Raw genomic sequence first — 19,183 nt, forward strand, 5'->3', positions numbered from 1 at the left:
ACGCCGCCCCGGCGGAACGCCCCGCCATGGGCCTCTTCGAGCGCTACCTCAGCGTCTGGGTGGGCTTGTGCATCGTCGCGGGCATCGCCTTCGGCCATCTGGCGCCCGGGCTGTTCCAGGCCATCGCGGCAGCGGAGCTGGCCCAGGTCAACCTGCCGGTGGCGGTGCTGATCTGGCTGATGATCGTGCCGATGCTGCTGAAGATCGACCTCGGCGCGCTGGGCCGGGTCAAGGAACACTGGCGCGGCGTCGGCGTGACGCTGGTCATCAACTGGGCGGTCAAGCCCTTCTCGATGGCGCTGCTCGGCTCCCTGTTCATCGGCCACCTGTTCGCTCCGCTGCTGCCGGCGGAGCAGATTCCCTCCTACATCGGCGGGCTGATCCTGCTGGCGGCGGCTCCCTGCACGGCCATGGTCTTCGTCTGGTCCAACCTGTGCGAGGGCGAGCCGCACTACACCCTGAGCCAGGTGGCGCTGAACGACCTGATCATGGTCTTCGCCTTCGCGCCGCTGGTCGGGCTGCTGCTCGGCGTCTCGTCGATCACCGTGCCCTGGGGGACGCTGCTGCTATCGGTGGCGCTCTACATCGTGCTGCCGGTGGTCGCGGCCCAGTTCTGGCGCCGCACCCTGCTGGCGTCGGGCGGCGAGCCCGCCCTGGCCCGCGCGCTGTCGGTGCTGCAGCCGGTGTCGCTGGTGGCGCTGCTTACCACGCTGGTGCTGCTGTTCGGCTTCCAGGGCGAGCAGATCCTGGCGCAGCCGCTGGTCATCCTGCTGCTGGCCGTACCGATCCTGATCCAGGTCTACCTCAACGCCGGACTGGCCTACTGGCTGTCGCGCCGGTTCGGGGTGGCGTGGTGCGTGGCGGCGCCGGCGGCGCTGATCGGCGCCTCGAACTTCTTCGAGCTGGCGGTGGCGGCGGCCATCAGCCTGTTCGGCCTGGGCTCCGGGGCGGCGCTCGCCACCGTCGTCGGCGTGCTGGTCGAGGTGCCGGTGATGCTGTCAGTGGTGAAGATCGTCAAGGCGACCAGACCCTGGTACGAGGGGCGGGCCGGCGCCTGATGGTCCGGCGCCGCTATGGGACCATCACCGGAGAGTGTCGGCATGTCTGAGCATGATAGTGAGAACGGCGCGGACCTTCCAAGCCTGGACGAGCCCTATTTCGAGGCGCCGGACCTCGGCAAGCTGACGCCTGGGCATGTGTCCACCCACCCGCCACGCATCCTGCTGCTCTACGGTTCCTTGCGCGAGCGTTCGTACAGCCGCTTCCTCACCGAGGAGGCCGCGCGTCTGCTCCAGCGCATGGGGGCGGAGACGCGCATCTTCGATCCGCGCGACCTGCCGCTGCCGGACAGCGTGCCGGCCGACCACCCCAAGGTGGCCGAACTGCGCGCGCTGTCGCAATGGTCGGAGGGGCAGGTCTGGGTCAGCCCGGAGCGGCACGGCACCATCACCGGCATTCTGAAATGCCAGATCGACTGGCTGCCGCTGGAAAGCGGCGGGGTTCGGCCGACGCAGGGGCGCACGCTGGCCGTGATGCAGGTGTCGGGCGGGTCGCAGTCGTTCAACGCGGTCAACGCCATGCGGGTGCTGGGGCGCTGGATGCGCATGGTGACCATCCCGAACCAGTCGTCGGTGGCCAAGGCGTTCCAGGAGTTCGACGAGGCCGGCCGGATGAAGCCGTCGCCCTACTACGACCGCGTGGTGGACGTGATGGAGGAGCTGGTGAAGTTCACCCTGCTGGTGCGCGACCGCAGCGACTATCTGACCGACCGCTACAGCGAGCGCCGGGAGACCGGACGGGCCGTGGCCGGCGAGGCGCAGGCCCTCGTTGCTGCCGCCATGAGCGGAGAACGCACCGCGTGAGATTGGGAAGCGTGGCGCTTCATGGTTGGGACGCTTGGCGGGCTCGCCACGTCGACACCAGGAAGGTCGCCACCGTCCCGGCGAGGTTCACCGCCAGCTCCGCATGCCGTGCCGACGGGCGGACCGCTTTGCGCCCACGGCCGTGGGCATCGCTCAGCTTGTTGCGGATGCTGGCCAAGCTGTTCACGACGTTCTGGCAGTTGCCGAGGATGGTTTTGAACACTTCCTCGGTGTGCTGGTCCGGGGCGAGCTGGAGGTGCTCGGCGGCCGTCCGGTAAAGCTTCGGCAACTCGTCCCGATCGCTGTAAGTGCCGCCGGCATCCTCAATGATGTGCTTGCAGACGGTCTCCAGCAGCGTCCGGGCCGAGGTGATCGCTCCCTCTGGATGGGTTGTCCGCCGCTGCAGCGCCCGGGTCCAGGCTTCGTGCACGCTGGCCTCGTCGAAAGCGGCAAGTGTCTCTGAGATGAGAGGGTCGGCCGGCGCCCCGGCGGAGCCGCCGATGGCTTTGACGGTGAACACCGGATAGCCCGATATGGAACTGGTCTCGGCCAGATGGAAGCCATCGCGTTGCAGGAGAGGATTCAGAATGGCGACCAGCCGGCGCTGCTCATCCTCCTCCCGGGTTCGTGGATGAAGCAGAGCCTCCAGGAAACGGAAGAACCGGCGTTGCGAGCAGGTATAGGCACCAACGGCCTCCAGGGCCTCATCGTTGTCCATGTCTGCGTTTCGGTGCATGTGGCGCTCAAGGTCATCCTGCACCATTCCACCGGAATAGAGACGGGACGGCAGGCGGTCGATCGGCCAGATGTCCCGCAGGAACTCGAATATTGGCACATGGCCGGAAAGGTCGAATGGGATAAGCGCCCGGCCAATCGATCGCCGAAGGAGTTCGGAGATCAACCGCTCGCCAGCCTCCTCAACCCGCCCCACGGCCTCTTCCAGCTCATAGTTCGGGCCATCCTGCAAAAGCTGGTACGCAAGCTGAAGCAAACGCTCACGTGACAATCCACTGATCCGCCCCTGCACATAGTTGCGCTTGCTGGCGAACGCCTCATCACGGTCACCGGACGCGAGCCCCAACCCTTCACACACCACCGGCAGAATGTTGGCGCTGGTCGGATACAGGGCTTCGACGATGGCGCTGCGCAGCGGAGCAAGCGGGGCGGAGGGAGGCGGTGGCATCAGGACAGTCCAACCGTGAGGGGAGTACAAAGCTTAAGCTCAAGCCATGCTACCAACAATGCCGAGGTATCAGCCCGTCATGACCGTGTCGCTTGGCCTGGGCAGAGATACGGTGGAGACGCTCGGGCTGCTCCCCTGACCACGGGTATTGACTGTCACTGTTATGGGATGCTTTGCAGGCCTTTGAGCGATTTGGGCGGACGGCCGCGCCGGCGAGGCGCTTCCGGTGCAGGGAGCGGTCGATCTTCCAAAAGACCCTGTGCGACGGCCTGACCCAACAGATTCTGAACCGACGAGACCGACCAGCGCGTTTCTCCGCGGGGCGTCCGGCAATGCAGCTCTTCAAGATGCCGGGCAATGTTGGTCAGGGTCGGGTTGTCCAGCGTCTTCACCGCCGAGGCGACCAAGGTGACGAGGTCGTCGCTGTCCCGCCGCCGCGGCGTACGCTCCAGCACCCGGTCGTCCACGAACCCGTCCCGCGCGAGGCGACGCACGGCACGCGCCAGGGCCGGCCCGGTCCAGGGGCCACCGTCGGGGCGCCGCGAGCCGTTTCTAGCCAAGCTGCGGGCCACGGTTGCCCAGGAATAGCCGGGCCGCATCGCGCGGACGTGCGGCAGGATGTCGTCAGCCACCCGCAGCACATCGGCGTCGCGCCTCGCCTCGCGGGCGTCGTTGACGGCGCGCACCGCCGCCGCGGAACGGAAGCGCAGGCCCGGTGTCGCTTTCTCCTGAAAACTTTCTTTGAAAATTTTGGACATTAAAACCAGCGATTTGACCGAACAGAGCCGATCCCGCTGAATCCATAGAACGTTGTAATGAAATGATAATCTTGCAAGGAAGCCTTTCAATTGCAAACATTTCGCGCTGAACGATGAATTTCTCCTCCCGAAAATGACCGTTCATTCCCTCCTTGAGAGCGTTCTCCGATCTGCACGCTCTCGCGAGCCTTCCAAGTATACGACCGTCCGTTCAACGTTTCCGGCTGTCGAACAGCACCCCGATCACCGGAGCCAACCGCTTCAGGCACGGCAGAAACGTCAAGCTGGAGCAGGCGCGGGCAAGGAGCCGTGGTCAGGGTTGAGGTTGACCAGCCGCGCCGTCTCACCGTCGAAATGAACATGTTTGAGATAGAACTGCTCCGTGTCATCCTCGCCCTCACACGCGGCGATGACGATCCTCCCCTCCAGGTCGAGCATCGCCATCCCGTCGGCCCAGGCGCCGGCAATGACCGAATGTCCGTTCAAGGCCTGTGGTTCGGCGCTGATGCCAACCTCGAACACGCAAGCATCGACCGGCAGACCGATGGCATCGTCGCTGTCCAATTCCGCGATATCGTCGGCTACACCGGGCGCCCCAAGGACAATCCGGGAACGCCAGATCACCCTCGTCAGGGCTTTCAATTCCGCACTTCCACGGGGAATGCGGATCGGCGCGACCGGCCGCTCCACCGTCTGCGACATGGCCGCGAGAGACGACCGGAGCCTGAGGGTACCCTCGCTGCCATCAGGATCATGCTGCACCGCCTCGTCCACCCAAACCGCAGGCGCCTGCCTTCACCGGACTTCTGAAACGGTCTCTCACCGATCGCCTGCCCTCGCCAATTGGACAAAGTCCAGCTCAAAAACGGGTTGCCCATTGCGGCTTCGTCTGAGAAAATACCCTGAAATTTCAGGCGATGGGATAGAGAAGATGTTGAAATCTTTCAATGCTCATCCGGTTTTCGCGGGCGCGATACTGTTGCTGGCGTCGGGGCCATTATGTGCCGGCGATCTTGTAACGATTATGGCTGGCGAAGTTCGTGACGGGCCGAGCGCAACGGCGCGCAAAATTGAAACTTTGCCGGTCGGTACGCGCCTTATCGAAGTCTCTCGCTCAAACAATCAGGCGTGGGTCCAGGTCGCTCGCAATGGCAAGACCATCGGCTTCGTTGCCGTCGGACAAGTGCGGGCCGAGAATTCGGCCCGACAGTTCTCTGCTGCGGGCCTTGATGGCCTGTTGATCGGGGCGCAGGCTGAAGCCAATCAAGCCAAGGAGGCGCGGCTCCAGCAGGCCGAGCGAGATCGCTTGGCGGCCGAAGAGCGGCGGCGTCAGGAGGTGGAGGAGGAAGCTGCGAAAGAGGCGGCCTTCCGCGCGCGTCGTGCGCGATACAATGCGGAATTGGCTGAGATGCTGGCCGATGATGATGACGGTACCAACGATGGCAACCGCATCATGATGAATTCGCTCAATCGAATTCAGAGCAACACCCAGCGCTCTCTTCAACAGATCGAACAAAGCAACCGTTTGGCACAACAGGCGGAGCGGCGGCAACAACAATTGGAACAGGAGCGACGCCGGGACGACCAGGACAGAGCACGCCGTCAAGCCGACGCGAACATCGCAGCCCAACGTGCGCACTGCACAAGTTCCGGCGGTGCCTGGACATCGGAACGCTGCACCTTGACGCCTTCGGGTAGCCTGCGTTCTGGAATCGGGCGAGGCATCGGCACTGCGTCGCCGGTGCCTGATACGGCATCGACGGCAATCGCCGGCTATGTTCCTCCGCCGGCGCGCTATCAGTTGCCGAGCGCCCCGGCCCCCGTCGTTGCAAAACCGCCTGCAACGGCTCGCGAGCCTGAAAAAATCCAGATGATCGAGGCATTGGCCTATTGTTACGACCTCTCCAAATCTTCTGGAGGGGGCAAGACGGGCTGGATTTGCGACGGCCCAACCCAGAGGTTGTCTGTTTCCGAGCCCAGTCTTGCAAGGGCCTTGGAACTGTCGGGATGCCAGAGGCCCGACCCTTATAGCCGGGCAAACGGATACAAGGACGGTAACATCCATTTCTGCGAAATCGGGCTGCAGAGCTATCACGTCGACATCTCGAAGAAGTACCCGCTGACAAGCGGCATCCTGACAAGTCGGGAACGCTACACCTGCCTGAAAAACAACACGACCGGATGCGGACGGGGCAACGCCTTGGGTATCGTCCAGGGGGCCGGGTGGTGAGCGTGATGCATCTTGCCGTTCCTGGCTTTTTGGCCGCCGCATTGCTGGTCAATGCGCCGTCCTTCGCCCAGGCTCTCTCGTTCGACCAGCTTGCCGATCGGTTGCGCTCCGCCATCATCGCGGACAACCAACGCCAAGTGCTGAGCGTGATCGAACAGATCAAGGCAACGGGCCAGCCGGCGGGCAATGAGATTCTGTTCTTCGAGGGGCAGGCGCGTTATCGCACCGGCGACACGAGCAACGCCTTTCCGGTGCTGGTGCGATATGTGAACGCGGTCGGGCAGAACGGCGTGAATTATCCCGCCGCCATCCAGATGCTGGATGCGATGGAAGCGAAGAACGCTCCCTATCGCAACCAGATGGTTCAGATCATCGAAGGCCTGATCGCCGCCGAGAACGCCACGGGCGCGCGCCAGCGTTTGAGCGAGGCGCAGCAGCGTCTGCCGGGCGATCAAACGCTGGCGACGTTCGAGCCGCGCATCGCCAAACTGGAAGCCGATGCGCAGCGCCTTCGCCCGCGGCGGGAGCGTGATCTGGCGGTGCAGCAGGCGGCGCTGGAAACCTGCAAGGCGGACTTCCAGAGGACCAGCTCCATCGGCACCATCGTCGATGTGAAACCGGACTGGGCCTTTGCGGTCGTCCAGTTCTCCGGGGCCGTCAAACCTGGTCCAATGGAGGTTGTGACCGCGGATGGCCCAGTGATCACAGCGAAACCGGGTAAGGTGACCGGTCCCAATCAGCTATCGATTTCGGTCGGTAAGGAGATTGCACAGGTCCAGGTCGGTCAGACGGTGCGCCGCACCTATGTCGCGGGGGAAACTCCCGCCTGCGCCGATGCGGAACGGATGGTCAAGCAATTGCGGCAGCAACTTGGTCTCTGAGAGCCCGCTGTTGTGGCCCGGATGGAGCGCCTCATCACTGCCTTCAGGGCGCAGGAAACGTAAAAATCGGATAGTAACCGAGGCGGTGTGGACTTTGGAAGAAGTGGACGGTCTGGCAATGATTACAACCCATAAGCGGGCTAGCGGTTTAACCATCATCTGTGCCGTTCTTGGTTTGTCTGGGTGCGTTACCTCGCAGTCATCAATATCTGGAGAAATAACCAACATTCCCCCTGACAACCAGATGGTCGCGGCCCTTCCGGTTGACTCGGCAATCGAACTGGTGAACGCCGAAGCCACGAATTACCCGGTGGACGCCACTCGGTGCGAGGCAACAACCGAAGGATTGCATTTGCTTAAAGAATTATGGCGATCACGAACCTTGGTGGATTACAGCAGACTTGGTGTGGTCGCCTACGAGGATATGAAGGATGGGAAGCGCGAGTATTCCGTCTTTGTTGCGATGATTGACGATGTGGATACGAACTGCTTCGTCCTGAGAGTGCACCAGAACGGCGGTCATCGTGACCCGGCCATAGCCAAGCGCATGGAGCGAAGCGTTACAGCGCTCAAGTCCCTTGGAGTTCAATCAAAATATTAATTCCGAATCATTGGGGTGATTGGCACGGTCATGTCAAGGCACAATCTGGAGAAATTCTGTAAATGATACCGGATTTTGTTATGGCGGCCGCTGCCTGGATGCGGCACATCCTTGGCGCGTTCGGCCAACATCATCGCTATGAGTAGGCGATGGGGATCTTCGGGTGGTCGGGAGTCCGGGGTGGCCAGCCACGCGCGCGTCGAGGCTGGTGTGATCGAACTGCCACTGGATTTCAGCCGGGGCTAACCTCGATCTACACCCACCGGGGTGGCCGATCGGCCATCACGGCACATCGTGACGGACGGGGATCGTCACGGCCGGCTGGAAGAAAGGAATGCTGGAGCGCGGCGGAGCTCACGTTTCTGCTGCGTTCTCACATCCCGGAGACTTTGCGCACTTTCGTGTCGTGGCCTCTACCCTGCAGGTCCCATCTTGAATGGGCAATCAGGTGTCAGCCGCTCCTCGCGCCCGACGCACCTGGGCCACGGCTCCCCGCGTCGCGCGCAGACGCTCCGTGTAGCGCGCCGGCATCTGCGGCGATTTCCAGCGTCCGGCCTGCATCAGCCCGGCAAGGTCGACGCCAGCGGCCAGCAGGTCCTGGGCGGCACCGACGCGCAGGCTGTGCCCGGTGAAGCCGGCGGCGAGCGGGTCGGCGTTAGCGGCCCGTTCCGCCACCACCCGCCGCACCGCCGCCGTGCTCATCCGTTCGCCGAAGCCGCGGCGGGCGAGACTGCGGAAGAGGAACGTCCCGGCCCCGGCGGGAGCGCCGGTGGCCGGGTCGATTGCCGCCTCAATGGCGGCGCGCCACGCGGCGAGCACCACCATCGCGTCCGCCGACAGCCAGGCCATGGCGCCCTCGCCGGCCTGATCGGTCTTGGAACGGCGGATCAGGATCGTCCCCTCGCCGGGCCCGGCCGCCGGGTCGTCCGGATCGACGGGCTCCAGGTCCGCCCAGCGCAGCGCCACCAGCTCGTCGGCGCGGGCCAGGGTGTCGCGCCCGACCAGCAGCAGCGCGCGGTCCCGCAGGGCGCGCAGCGAGGCCGCTCCGCCGTCTGGGGACAGGCGGTCGAGGATGGCGGCCAGCTCGGCGTCGCCGAGCGGCCGGGCCTGCCGCTGGCGGGCGCCCTGCTCCTGGCGATGCGCCTTGCGGGCGAGCTGGACCCGCCAGTGGTCACAGGGGTTGGCGGTGCCCGCGGCGCGGTGCAGGGTGGCGATCGAGCCGAGGTAGCGGGCGACCGTCGCCGGCCGCCGGCTGGCCCCGAGGTCGTCGACGAAGGCCTGCACGGTCTCCGGCGCCGCCGGCAGCCAGGGCAGGGAGCGCGCGGCGCACCAAGCGGCGAACACCCGGGCGTCGGCGCGCAGCGCGCGCAGCGTCGCCGGGGCCATCGCGCGCTGGGCCAGGGCGAGATAGGCGTCCAGGCGCCCGAGGATGACCTCGTCCGGTGGGACCGGCGCCGCCGCGACGGCCGTCCCGGTACCGGGCGCCGCGCAGGGATTGGCGAAGCCGGCGGTGGCGTGCCACCACACCAGGGAGCTGCGGTAACGGCGCAGCGTGCTAGCCTTACGGCCAGCGGCGCGGGCGGCAGCGAGGAAGGCCTGCACGGTCGCCGGTGACGCCGGCAGCGCGACTTGGTTGGCCTGGGCGCACCAGCGCACGAAGATCCGTCCGTCTCCGAGCAGCGCCCGGCGGGTCGCCGCGGCCATCGGTCGGGCGATGGCGGCGCGCAGGCGTTCGACGGTGGCGGCGCTCAGCGTGGACACGAGCGCGAACGGGATGGCCGGTGCGATGGCGGTGGTTTCGGCCATCGTCAATATGCCTGGCAGCGCAGGGCCGACCACCGGGCCTTCCGGGCCCGCCCTTCCCACGCGGCATCGGTGTCCGCAACCGCCGCCAAGCGCTCTTGCAGGAGGGCGGCATCCAGGAAGGTGTTCACGTGCGCGAACCCGATCATGCCGTAGCCGAACAGCATGAGTGTGACGGCGCGGAGCGCGCCATCGTCGGCGCGAACGCGCTCCGTCAGACCGGCGTAGCAGTCCGCGTCCCACTTGCCCAGGTTGCGCGTCAAGAACAAGGGCTCGGGTGTGTGGGCGGCCGACAGCAGAGTCCCGGCCTTCCAGTGGGACACCACGGCACCGGCCACCGCATCGGCCAGACGCTCGACGGTTTCGGGCGGCAGCCACGCGTCATTGATGTCTTGTCGCTTGTCCCCGAACAGGCCGAGCGTAAAGCCTTGCTGGCGCAGCACGGTCGCCGCGGCGTCAAGGTGGCCGGCCTCCATCAGTGTGGCCAGAACGCGCTCTCCAAGGGTGGGGGACACCCCGCACCGGGTCACCGCCTGATGCACAAACCCGCTGAACCAGAGGCATCGGGCATGGCTCTCGCCGGTGTGTTCCGGCAGGACGGCATCGAGGTCCCGTGGAACGCGGCCGAGCACCCGTAGGGTCCGTTCGGGGTTGGGGTCTGCGAGTTCCCGGTGGAGATCCTGCAGCCGGGCAAGAAAGGAATCGAGTGTCCGTTCCGCGTGGCGTGTTCGGAGATGCGCCAGCATGGTGGCGTCGTCGCTGGCCAGGAACGAGGTGATCTCCTGGCGCGAGACGGCACCGGGCAAGAGACCGAGGCGCAGCACCGTCATGAGTGGGCGGTACCGGCACAGGCTGTCGGCAATGTCCGGGGGCCCCGCCGCGCCTGCAGTGCGCAACCGCGGGAACAGCAGCTCCAGCAGGCGGGCCAGCGGCGTGTCGGGTTCGACGCCCAGATCAGCCAGCCGACGGTCGGGACCGGCCCGCTCTCCTTCGGAAAAGGCGACCCAGTCCGTCTCGGCCTCCGGGTCCACCGGAGCATCGTACACCACCAGACGCGGCTTGCGGCGGATCGCTTGGACGACCGCGGGGGCCTTGGCCAGCAGGATGCAGTAGCCGAGCAGATCCAGCCAATCGACCTCGCCGGCGACCATCGGCGCCATAACGGCATACATGCCGCAGACCCGCCGGCTGTCGCGCGGCGTGGCCAGCAGACCGTCTGTGGCGATGGCCAGGAGGCGGGTCCAGCGTGGATCGGAGTGCCAGCCGTCCGGCAGGACGCCGGCCGGCGTGGCGCTCTCGAACTCCGCGACAAAGAGGCTCCGCGTCTCGGACCCCACGGCGATGGGCAGGGGGATCTCCAACTGGACGATCTTCTCCAGATAGGCGGCCCCCCGCTCTGCATTCCCGCCGCCGAGCGCCTCGACCACCCGGTCGCGGTCGTAGGCGAGGAGGTAGGAGAGGCCGGGGAAATCGGCGACGGCGCGCACGAGCTGGGCGACGGCGCGGACCTCGCCGTCCTCGATCCGGTCGAGTTCGTCGATGAGGACGACGATCGGCACCGCCACCCCGGCCAGCAGCGTGGTCAGTTCGCGGCGCTGCGCCGCCAGGGAGCGATCGCGGGTCAGCAAGGTCTCGGCGGCCTTGAGGGCGCCGGCGGCCGCCGCACCGGCGCCGGGCACCAGGCTGACCAAGCCGGCGGCCGGCGCCAGGTCCTTGGCGTAGCCGGCCAGTTTGGCGCCCAGGTCGCGCAGCGCATCGCCGTTGCGGCCCGCGGCCGTGCCCACCGCATTGATCGTCGCCAACAGCTCGGCGAAGAACTGGGTGATGACGTCGTCGCGGCCCGACACCAGCCAGGGGTCGAAGCGCACCACCACCGCGGCCGGATGCCGGCGCTCGATCTCCGCCTGCAGCAGGTTGAGCAGGGACGACTTGCCGCTGCCCCAGGGGCCGGTGAGGCCGACCACGACACCGCTGGCCCGGCCGTCCGGGGTGACGAGGGCGCGGGCGAGGCGGGCGACGAAGCCGTCGCGGCCCAGGCGGTCGTCGGCGGGGTCGGCGATCGGGCGGTCGGGGCGGTGACTCACGGGGCGGCCTCGGTGTCGGTCATCTCAATAAGCTTAACTCGAAAATTCAGGAAGCCCAAATACTTAGCTCGACAGCAATATTGTTAACCGCACACCAATAACGCAAACTGAAGCTCGAGCCTGGCCTGAATAAGGTTAACCGGAGCGTGCGCCAATGTCGACCGATCGCTCCGGGGGACGACTGCGGTTTTTAGACCAATCGGCCGCGGAAGCGGCTCTGCTGCGTGCTCGTCTCGATGCCGTGACCCGCTTGGTGGCGCTGACACAGCGAACTCGCTTGGACGTCGAGCGGGAGGCTGCGCAACTCGGCATCAGCGCGGTGACCTTGTATAAGCTGCTGCGCCGTTATTCGGATGATCCGAAGCCCGAATCCGTCCTGGAACTTCGCCGCGGCTGGACCAAGGGCCGGTCACGACTGAACACCCAGAAATCGGACATCATCGACGCGGCCATCGACGACACCTACCTGACCCGCGAAAAGCCGCCAGTCTCCAAGCTGGTGCGGGAGGTCAATCGTCGGCTGCGGAAAGTCGGGCTGAAGGAGGTCATGGCAACGACAGTCCAGCGGCGCGTCGATCGCCTGCCGGCCGACCTCGTCCTCAGGCGTCGCGAAGGTCCCAAGGCCGCCCGCGACAAGATTGGCCCTCACACCTGCCGCTATGAGGTCGAGCATCCGCTCGACGTGATTCAGATCGACCATACGCTGGCCGACGTCATCGTTCTCGACGACATTCATCGTCAGCCCATCGGCCGGCCGTGGCTGACCCTGGCCATCGACATCCGGACCCGGATGGTCTTCGGCTTCCACGTCACGCTGCGCGCGCCCTGCGAATGCAGCGTCGCCTACGCCCTCGAACAGGGCATCCGGACAAAGGCAGCCTGGCTCGCGGCCCGCAACATCATGGCACCTTGGCCGGTGTCCGGGATTCCGCAGGCGCTGCATCTCGACAACGCGCGGGAGTTCAAGGCCCGAGGCTTTCTCTGGGGATGCCGACGACACGGGATCGAAACCGTGCCGCGGCCCGTCAAGGTGCCGCATGTCGGCGGCCACATTGAGCGGCTCATCGGGCGTCTGATGGGCGAGGTGCACCTGCTGCCCGGCACCACCTTCTCCGATCCCCGGCAGCGCGGTGATTATGACGCCGAAGGCCGGGCGCGGATCACCCAATCGGAGTTCGAGCGGTGGCTGGCGCTGCAGATTGTCGGCATCTACCACGCCAGCGAGCATCGCCAGCTTCTGCGTCCCCCGCTGGCCGTCTGGGAGGAGGCCATCGCCGCTCTCCCGGTCCATCGCCGGCGGGAGCCTCCGGCCAACGACGATCCGTTGCTGCTGGATTTCCTGCCGTTCCGCACCCCGGCCGTCGATGGACAGACCATCCAACTGTTCAACCTCGTCTACCACGACCCTATCCTGAAGCACTGGCAGGTTCGCCGAGAAAAGCCGATCATCCGCTACGACAAGCGGGACATGAGTCAGGTTTGGGTGTTCGACGACGCGGCTGACCGTTACTGGCCGATCAGCCTGAGGGATCCGATTCCCGGCCGGATATCGTTCTGGGAACACCAGCAAGCCCGGCAGGCGCTCCGGGCTCAAGGTTACCGCGAAGTCGATCAGAAGCTGGTCTACGAGACCATCCTGGAGTGCCGGGCGCTGGTTGCCGAAGGGGGACGGCAAACCAAGCAGGCGCGCCGGGGCCTGCAATCCACGCTCGACGCCTTCCGGTCCCTCGACCTGATCGACACGCCCGCACCGGTCGCACTCGCGTCGCCCAACCCGCCGATGCTTCTCCTGCCGCCGCCCGAGCCACGCGTGGAACCCGCGCTCCCAGCCCAAAGTCACGGGCAAGACGGACCGGCACCCCGGTCCGTTACACCGCTTCCGAGTCCTGCCGATCTCGCCGACGAGGTTGAAGAATGGTGACCGCTATGGATTTGAACCATCTGGGGCCGGCCCAGCAGGAGATCGCCGGACGTTCCGATGAGGAGCGTGTGCGCTACATCCTCTCGGACCGCTGGGTGCCCTACCGGGTCGCCCAGCTGGTCGAGGACCGCTTCCGCTTTCTCATCGATTTCCCCAAGCGCTCCCGCATGCCGTGCCTGCTGGTCAGCGGCGATCCCGGCATGGGCAAGAGCCTGATGGCCGAGAAGTTCATCCGCGACTATCCGACGTCTTTCAACGAGGGGACGGGCGCGACGATCCGGCCGGCGCTGCACCTAGAGATGCCGGACGAGCCGACACCGCAGTCGATCCGGGAGGAATTGCTGGGGGCGCTCGGCGCACCACCGGGCAAGTCCGACAACCGCACGGTGGCCCGTTTGGTGGACAGCGTCGGGTGCCGCCTGCTGTTCATCGACGAGTTCAACAAGATCGGCGATGTCAGCCCCAAGCAGCAGACCCTCTGTCTCACCGCGATCCGCACGTTGCACAACAGCCTGAGAATCCCGCTTGTGGCGCTGGGGACGCCAGGGGCGGACATCGCCATCCGCCTTGACCCGGCTCTGGCCGAGCGGTTCGAGGTGCTCGGGTTGCCGCATTGGGGAAGCAATGACGATCTGCGCGAGCTGCTGATGCGCGTCTCGGCGGTGCTGCCGCTGCGCCGGCCGTCGGCGATGGACACCCAGCGCTTCCGGCGCCTTCTCATCGACGCGACGTCCGGCGTGACGAGCCGCATCTTCCGGCTGCTGGAGACGGTTGCCATCGCCGCGATCCGCAACGGCCAGGAGCGGATCGACGAGGACAGCCTGTCCGACGACAATCTGCTGTTGCCCCTCGTCTCCATGGTGCGGAACCGCCGCCCCAAAGCCATGGCCTAAGACGATGGCCGTGTCCCGTCTGCCGGTGGTGCCGCGCCCGCTGCCCGACGAACACCTCACTGCGTGGTTTGGACGGGTGGCTGGCGTCTACAGCATGACGTCCCTGAATCTGCTCAACCATATCGCAGAACAGGCGGGGCAAGGTCCTCTGTCCGGTGCCCTGTCGCACCATCCTGCTCCCGAACCGTTGACCGTCCTGTCCCGATCACTTGGCCTGCCGCTCCACACCCTGGTCGGGTTGACGGTGCCGCGGCTGCGCCCCTTGTGGGGCAAAACTTTCCGAACCGGCTGTACGGTTTACCCGCCACCCCTCCATTGCCCCGCATGCTTGGCCGGCGATGAAGCGGCGGGCCGTCCCCACCACCTGCGCGTCGACTGGACCTGTGCTCTGGCCTTCCACTGCCCGGTGCACGACATCGCGCTCATTCCAGGGTGTCCGGCATGCCGGCATGCTGGGCTTGTCTTTCACGGGCCTCCAGCGGCGGCTCGTCTCCACTGTGTCCTCTGCCGTACCCGGCTGGGAACCAGGTCCGCGGAATCTCCTGATCGACGTCACCATCCAGGCCACTGGCCCGCGGCCGACCGGCGCCAGGGTCCGGATCCGCAGACCATGCACGAGGCGCCGTTCCGGGCGTTCTTGAACGACGCCATGCGGGCGTTGGCCTGGACGCCGACCGCTGGTGCATTTTCAGGGGCCGGTTGCCCGGCCTCCATCCGAGCAGTGTTGATCGGGCTCCTGGAGACGCTCGCGCTGCCAGCCCGGTTCGATGGTGGGCATGCGCGTCGGACGATGCTGGCTTGCAGCGTTCGGCTACCCTGGATGCGGATGGAACTTCCCAGCTGGTTGGGCACCGACAACCTCCTCTCCGACTTCGGCACACTTGCTGGTCCGGTGCGCTACGACCTTCTGGTGGCGGCCTACGCGCTGCTCAGTGGTGCCGAGCGGCTGATTTCCCTGCGGCGATGGCCTCCCTCGCGGGAGGATTGGCGCGTCTATTGTCTCGCAGACCCGCTCGCGCAACTGCTGTGTGCCGCAGCCCCGGAGACGCACGCCGCTCTCCTCAATCCGTCGAAGGCCTGGGCACCGCCCCTTGCGGAGCGCTTCGAAGCCGCTTTCACAGCCATGCAAGACGCGGAGGATGAGCGCCATCGCCTGGCGGAACATCGCCGAGACGACGGTGCGTTCGTTCCCAATACGGAAGGCTCACCTCTCGACCACCATCTCCTGCACAAGCTCCATGGGCTCGGTGATCATGACCTGCTGACGGTGGACGAGCTGCTGGCGCTGCGTTATGCGCCGAACACGGACAAAGACCAACCGCGCGCCAACAGGGTGCCGCCCTATGTGATCACAGCAAAAGCTCCCGCACAAAATCTGCCAGACCACAATGAGACGTGCCCACTGGCGCCCTCCCGTCTTCTTTCCCCTGACCTGTTTTTGGCAGCGGCACGTGCCGCCGTCGCCGTGAAGGGCCCTTCCCAAGCCGAATGGGCGGACCCAAAGTCCCGGCGGCAAGCGTGGTTTCGCATGATGAAGGAGGCGAGCCACCAGTTGGAACAGCTAAAGAAAGAGCAGGCTCCTGCTCCAGCACCCATTCCGCATGGGCCGTGTCCAGACCTCCGCCCCCACGACCAGTAGGCACAACGCAGTCGCACCCTGATGATCCGGGGAAGGGACCGGGACCGGCCCCGTGCCACGCGCTACAGGCGGGGAGCGCAGCAGGCCCCATCGACTCATCGGACGGCGCTGTCTGTCGTTCGGACATTTCGATGAAGTTGGAACTATCCTTTGACCCGGTCGAAAAGATACGATACTTCTGGTTTCATAGAAATTTATGCCCGAGTGCGCCGGTTCGCGCAATCTCACTCCCTTGCCTGGAGATCCAGAGATGACGTCCCTTCCCATTATCGTGATCGGTGCCGGGCCGGTCGGCCTGGCCGCCGCTGCCCACCTCCTCGATCACGGCCTCGAGCCGCTGGTGCTGGAGGCGGCCCCCGACATCGCCGCCCATGTCCGCGACTGGGCTCAGGTCCAGCTCTTCTCCCCGTGGCGCTACAACATCGACCAGGCCACCCGCGCCCTGTTGGAGGCCAGCGGCTGGCAGGCGCCGCCACCCGACGGCCTGCCGACCGGCGGCGAGCTGGTCGACCGCTACCTGCGCCCGCTGGCCGCCCTGCCGCCGATCGCCGCGCGCCTGCGCCTGAACCACCGGGTGACGGCGATCAGCCGCCAGGGCGTCGACAAGGTCAAGACCGCCGGCCGCGCCGCGACTCCCTTCGTCGTGAGGGTCGCAACCCTGGCGGGCGACACCGAGCTGCTGGCGAGCGCCGTTCTCGATGCCTCAGGAACCTGGAGCACGCCCAACCCGATGGGCGCCAACGGCCTGCCCGCGATCGGCGAGACGACCAACGCCGCCCGCATCGCGTACGGCATCCCCGACGTGCTCGGAGCGGCGCGTGCCCGCTACGCCGGCAAGCGGGTCCTCGTCATCGGCGCCGGCCACTCGGCCGCCAATGCGCTGCTCGATCTGGCGACGCTGGGTGAGGAACAGCCGGGCACCGGCGTGGTCTGGGCGGTGCGCGGCAGCGACGACCTGCGGCGGGTGTTCGGCGGCGGCGACGGCGACGCGTTGCACGCGCGGGGCGCCCTGGGCACAGCGCTGCGCCGACGGCAGGAAAGCGGCGCCATTGAACTGATCACCGGTTTCCGCGCCGCCGCAGTGGTGGCGGAAGACGGCCGCCTCGCCGTCGAGGACGGCGGTGGGCGCCGCATCGCCGGGATCGACGAGATCATCGTGGCCACCGGCCAGCGGCCCGACCTCGCACCGCTGCGCGAGCTGCGCCTGCGCCTCGATCCCTGGCTCGAATGCGCCGCCGCGCTGGGTCCGCTGATCGACCCGAACCTGCACAGCTGCGGCACGGTGCGGCCGCACGGCGTGCGCGAGCTGACCCACCCCGAGCCGGGCTTCTACACCGTCGGCGTCAAGAGCTACGGCCGTGCCCCGACCTTCTTGATGGCGACCGGCTACGAGCAGGTGCGCTCGATCGCGGCCTTCCTCGCCGGCGACCTGGACGCCGCCCACGCAGTGAAGCTCGACCTGCCGGAAACCGGAGTGTGCAGCAGCGACCTTCCGAGCGCTGCGGCCACCCAGCAGGACACCGGCTATTGCGGCGTGCCGGCGCCGGCCGCGTCGTGCTGCGCGCCCGAGCCCGTGCTCGTCGCTCCCGGCCAAGCGGGTGGCTGTTGCGGACCGCACGCGCCGTGAGCGGCACGCTGTCCAGCGGGCGGGTGCCGGTCCGGGCGCTCCGCTCGCCGCAGGCCTTCATCGCCGGCCTCGGCGCCGCGCAGATCGTCTCCTGGGGCTCCCTGATCTACAGCTTTCCGCTGCTTGCCGAACCGATGGCGGCCGAGCTCGGCTGGAGCAAGACCGAGATCTACCTGCTGGCGTCGCTGGCGCTGGGCTGCTCCGGCCTGACCGCCATCCCGGTCGGCAGCGCCATCGACCGCGGCCATGGGCGGGCGGTGATGACGGCGGGCTCGCTCCTGGCCGGCGCCCTGCTGTGGTCCTGGTCGGTGCTTCCCGGCGGCTGGCCGCTCGTGCTGGTCTTCATCGGGCTCGGGCTCGCCCAATCGATGACGCTCTATAAGCCGGGCTTCGCCGTCGTGGCGCGACGCTACGGCGCCGGCGCCCGGCGCGGCATCACCGCACTGACCCTGTGGGGCGGATTCGCCAGCACCATCTTCATCCCGCTGACCCAGCTTCTGCTCGACCGCTTGGGCTGGCGCGGCACGCTGGAGGCGTTGGCGTTGGTGAACTTGGCCCTGTGCGTGCCCCTGCATCTGGCGGTGATCGACGGGCGGCGCGATGCGACCACCGCCGCGCCCGCCAGCGGGGCGGAGGACCGCCGCGTCGTGCGCTGGGCATTGGGTCAGCCGGTCTTCTGGGGGCTGGCCATCGCCTTCACCGTCTACTACGCCATTTTCTCTGCGCTGAGCTTCCACCTCTACCCGCTGCTGATCGAGCGCGGGCTGTCGGCGGCGGCTGTGGTGGGGGCGATGGCGCTGATCGGTCCGGCCCAGGTCGCCGGGCGCATCGTCATCGCCGCCGCCGCCCACACCCTGTCGATCCGCGGGATCGGCGTCGCCACAACCCTCGCCCTGCCGGCGGCGTTCGCCCTGCTGTTCCTGGCCGGCCACAGCACGCCTGTCCTAGTCGCCTTTGCGCTGCTCTACGGCAGCGCCAACGGCATCATGACCATCGTGCGCGGCGCGGCGGTGCCTGACATGCTGACCCGCTCGGCCTATGGCGCGGTCAATGGCGTGCTGACGGTGCCGACCGCGCTGCTGAAAGCCGTCGCGCCGACGCTGGCCGCCCTGCTGTGGCGGTGGAACGGCTCCTACGGCCCGGTGATCGTCGCGGCGATCGCCGCCTCGCTCGTGGTGGTGGGAAGCTTCGGCTTCGCGGCGTGCCGCCGGCCACGTTGACCGTCAGCAGCAGCCCGGCGCCCCGGTCTCCGCTTCGGCCGCCCGGGGCGTCATCGGGCGGGCGCAGCACTGCTCGGTGAGGAAGCGGACCAAGCCCTCCATCTGTGGGTAGAGCGGGCGGCAATGCAGGATGCGGCCTTCGCGCACCTGCTCGATCAGCCCGACGATCATCAGCTGCTTGAGGTGATGCGACAGGGTGGAGGCCGGCACGCCCATCTCCTCGCCGATGGCGCCCACCGTCATGCCGCCGTCACCGGCCTGCACCAGACGCTGGTAGATCGCCAACCGGGTCGGATGGCCCAACTCAGCGAAGCAGCGGGCAGCGGTGGTCACATCCAGCGAGGTCATCGGGGCCATCTCGTTCCACGCGGCGGCGTGGGACACGCGCCGCTTTCCGGAGACAAGATGGGCTGCCTACATCGCCGTTTCCAGAACCATCGAATTGAGCGAACCAATCGGGCGCCGGTCTGAGAGGGGTGCG

At 66.9% G+C, this 19,183-nt stretch carries 16 protein-coding genes and 1 pseudogene; 11 read left to right on the top strand and 6 right to left on the bottom strand.

All coding sequences use genetic code 11. From position 1 onward, the window contains the following. The first annotated feature begins 26 nt into the window (after positions 1-26). Positions 27-1,058 (top strand): ACR3 family arsenite efflux transporter, encoded by a 1,032-nt coding sequence (arsB, locus tag JJL56_RS24565; protein ID WP_200486711.1) that lies wholly within the window; start codon positions 27-29, stop codon positions 1,056-1,058. 42 nt (positions 1,059-1,100) lie between these two features. Then, complete coding sequence (gene arsH, locus JJL56_RS24570; RefSeq protein ID WP_200486668.1) at positions 1,101-1,862, top strand: arsenical resistance protein ArsH; 762 nt, start codon at positions 1,101-1,103, stop codon at positions 1,860-1,862. Positions 1,863-1,881: 19 nt separating this feature from the next. Here the strand turns inward: arsH and JJL56_RS33335 are convergent, their stop codons facing one another. The 3 genes from JJL56_RS33335 to JJL56_RS24585 all read right to left on the bottom strand — a co-directional run bounded on the left by JJL56_RS33335 (position 1,882) and on the right by JJL56_RS24585 (position 4,505). Further along, the gene (locus tag JJL56_RS33335) at positions 1,882-3,045 is read right to left on the bottom strand and encodes an abortive infection family protein (protein WP_247891229.1); all 1,164 of its coding nucleotides are present in this window, start codon (positions 3,043-3,045) and stop codon (positions 1,882-1,884) included. A gap of 161 nt (positions 3,046-3,206) precedes the next feature. Beyond that, on the bottom strand, positions 3,207-3,893 hold the full coding sequence (locus tag JJL56_RS24580; protein WP_200486669.1) for a type 2 periplasmic-binding domain-containing protein: 687 nt from the start codon (positions 3,891-3,893) through the stop codon (positions 3,207-3,209). Between the two features lie 189 nt (positions 3,894-4,082). Next, positions 4,083-4,505 (bottom strand): hypothetical protein, encoded by a 423-nt coding sequence (locus tag JJL56_RS24585; protein ID WP_211111965.1) that lies wholly within the window; start codon positions 4,503-4,505, stop codon positions 4,083-4,085. A 229-nt stretch (positions 4,506-4,734) separates the two neighbouring features. Between JJL56_RS24585 and JJL56_RS24590 the strand changes: the two genes are divergently transcribed. The 3 genes from JJL56_RS24590 (at position 4,735) to JJL56_RS24600 (ending at position 7,515) form a co-directional block, all read left to right on the top strand. Next, the gene (locus JJL56_RS24590; RefSeq protein WP_200486671.1) at positions 4,735-6,033 is read left to right on the top strand and encodes an SH3 domain-containing protein; all 1,299 of its coding nucleotides are present in this window, start codon (positions 4,735-4,737) and stop codon (positions 6,031-6,033) included. Between the two features lie 2 nt (positions 6,034-6,035). Further along, positions 6,036-6,914: a hypothetical protein gene (locus JJL56_RS24595; RefSeq protein WP_211111966.1), complete on the top strand. Its 879-nt coding sequence runs from the start codon at positions 6,036-6,038 to the stop codon at positions 6,912-6,914. A 94-nt stretch (positions 6,915-7,008) separates the two neighbouring features. Then, positions 7,009-7,515, top strand: a complete 507-nt coding sequence (locus JJL56_RS24600; protein ID WP_146206564.1) for a hypothetical protein — start codon at positions 7,009-7,011, stop codon at positions 7,513-7,515. Positions 7,516-7,959: 444 nt separating this feature from the next. Here JJL56_RS24600 and JJL56_RS24605 read toward each other — a convergent pair whose 3' ends face one another. Both JJL56_RS24605 and JJL56_RS24610 read right to left on the bottom strand, forming a co-directional pair. Then, positions 7,960-9,321 carry a site-specific integrase gene (locus JJL56_RS24605; protein WP_200486673.1) on the bottom strand — a complete coding sequence of 454 codons (1,362 nt, stop codon included), beginning with the start codon at positions 9,319-9,321 and terminating at the stop codon, positions 7,960-7,962. Positions 9,322-9,323: 2 nt separating this feature from the next. Continuing rightward, positions 9,324-11,402, bottom strand: coding sequence for a P-loop NTPase fold protein (locus JJL56_RS24610; RefSeq protein ID WP_200486674.1), 2,079 nt, complete (start codon positions 11,400-11,402; stop codon positions 9,324-9,326). Positions 11,403-11,556: 154 nt separating this feature from the next. On the opposite strand from JJL56_RS24610, the gene JJL56_RS24615 reads away from it, so the two are divergent. From JJL56_RS24615 to JJL56_RS24635, 6 genes and pseudogenes are all read left to right on the top strand, one after another. After that, a complete protein-coding gene (locus JJL56_RS24615) occupies positions 11,557-13,323 on the top strand; it encodes a Mu transposase C-terminal domain-containing protein (protein WP_200486675.1) in 1,767 nt (588 codons plus the stop codon). Between the two features lie 5 nt (positions 13,324-13,328). Then, positions 13,329-14,216, top strand: coding sequence for a TniB family NTP-binding protein (locus tag JJL56_RS24620; RefSeq protein ID WP_200486676.1), 888 nt, complete (start codon positions 13,329-13,331; stop codon positions 14,214-14,216). 4 nt (positions 14,217-14,220) lie between these two features. Beyond that, positions 14,221-14,628: pseudogene (locus JJL56_RS34090) on the top strand (TniQ family protein); the annotation flags it as partial. A gap of 198 nt (positions 14,629-14,826) precedes the next feature. Then, positions 14,827-15,855, top strand: a complete 1,029-nt coding sequence (locus JJL56_RS33340) for a hypothetical protein (RefSeq protein ID WP_247891230.1) — start codon at positions 14,827-14,829, stop codon at positions 15,853-15,855. Positions 15,856-16,105: 250 nt separating this feature from the next. After that, positions 16,106-17,482 carry an NAD(P)-binding domain-containing protein gene (locus tag JJL56_RS24630; protein ID WP_247891231.1) on the top strand — a complete coding sequence of 459 codons (1,377 nt, stop codon included), beginning with the start codon at positions 16,106-16,108 and terminating at the stop codon, positions 17,480-17,482. Beyond that, positions 17,479-18,702 carry an MFS transporter gene (locus JJL56_RS24635; protein ID WP_200486679.1) on the top strand — a complete coding sequence of 408 codons (1,224 nt, stop codon included), beginning with the start codon at positions 17,479-17,481 and terminating at the stop codon, positions 18,700-18,702. Before JJL56_RS24630 ends, JJL56_RS24635 begins: the two co-directional genes overlap by 4 nt. A 3-nt stretch (positions 18,703-18,705) precedes the next feature. Here the strand turns inward: JJL56_RS24635 and JJL56_RS24640 are convergent, their stop codons facing one another. Next, positions 18,706-19,086, bottom strand: a complete 381-nt coding sequence (locus JJL56_RS24640; RefSeq protein ID WP_345772634.1) for an ArsR/SmtB family transcription factor — start codon at positions 19,084-19,086, stop codon at positions 18,706-18,708. Between the last annotated feature and the right edge of the window lie 97 nt (positions 19,087-19,183).

The sequence above is a fragment of the Azospirillum aestuarii genome (genome assembly GCF_016632405.1).
In the GTDB taxonomy this organism is placed as follows: Bacteria; Pseudomonadota; Alphaproteobacteria; order Azospirillales; family Azospirillaceae; genus Azospirillum; species Azospirillum aestuarii.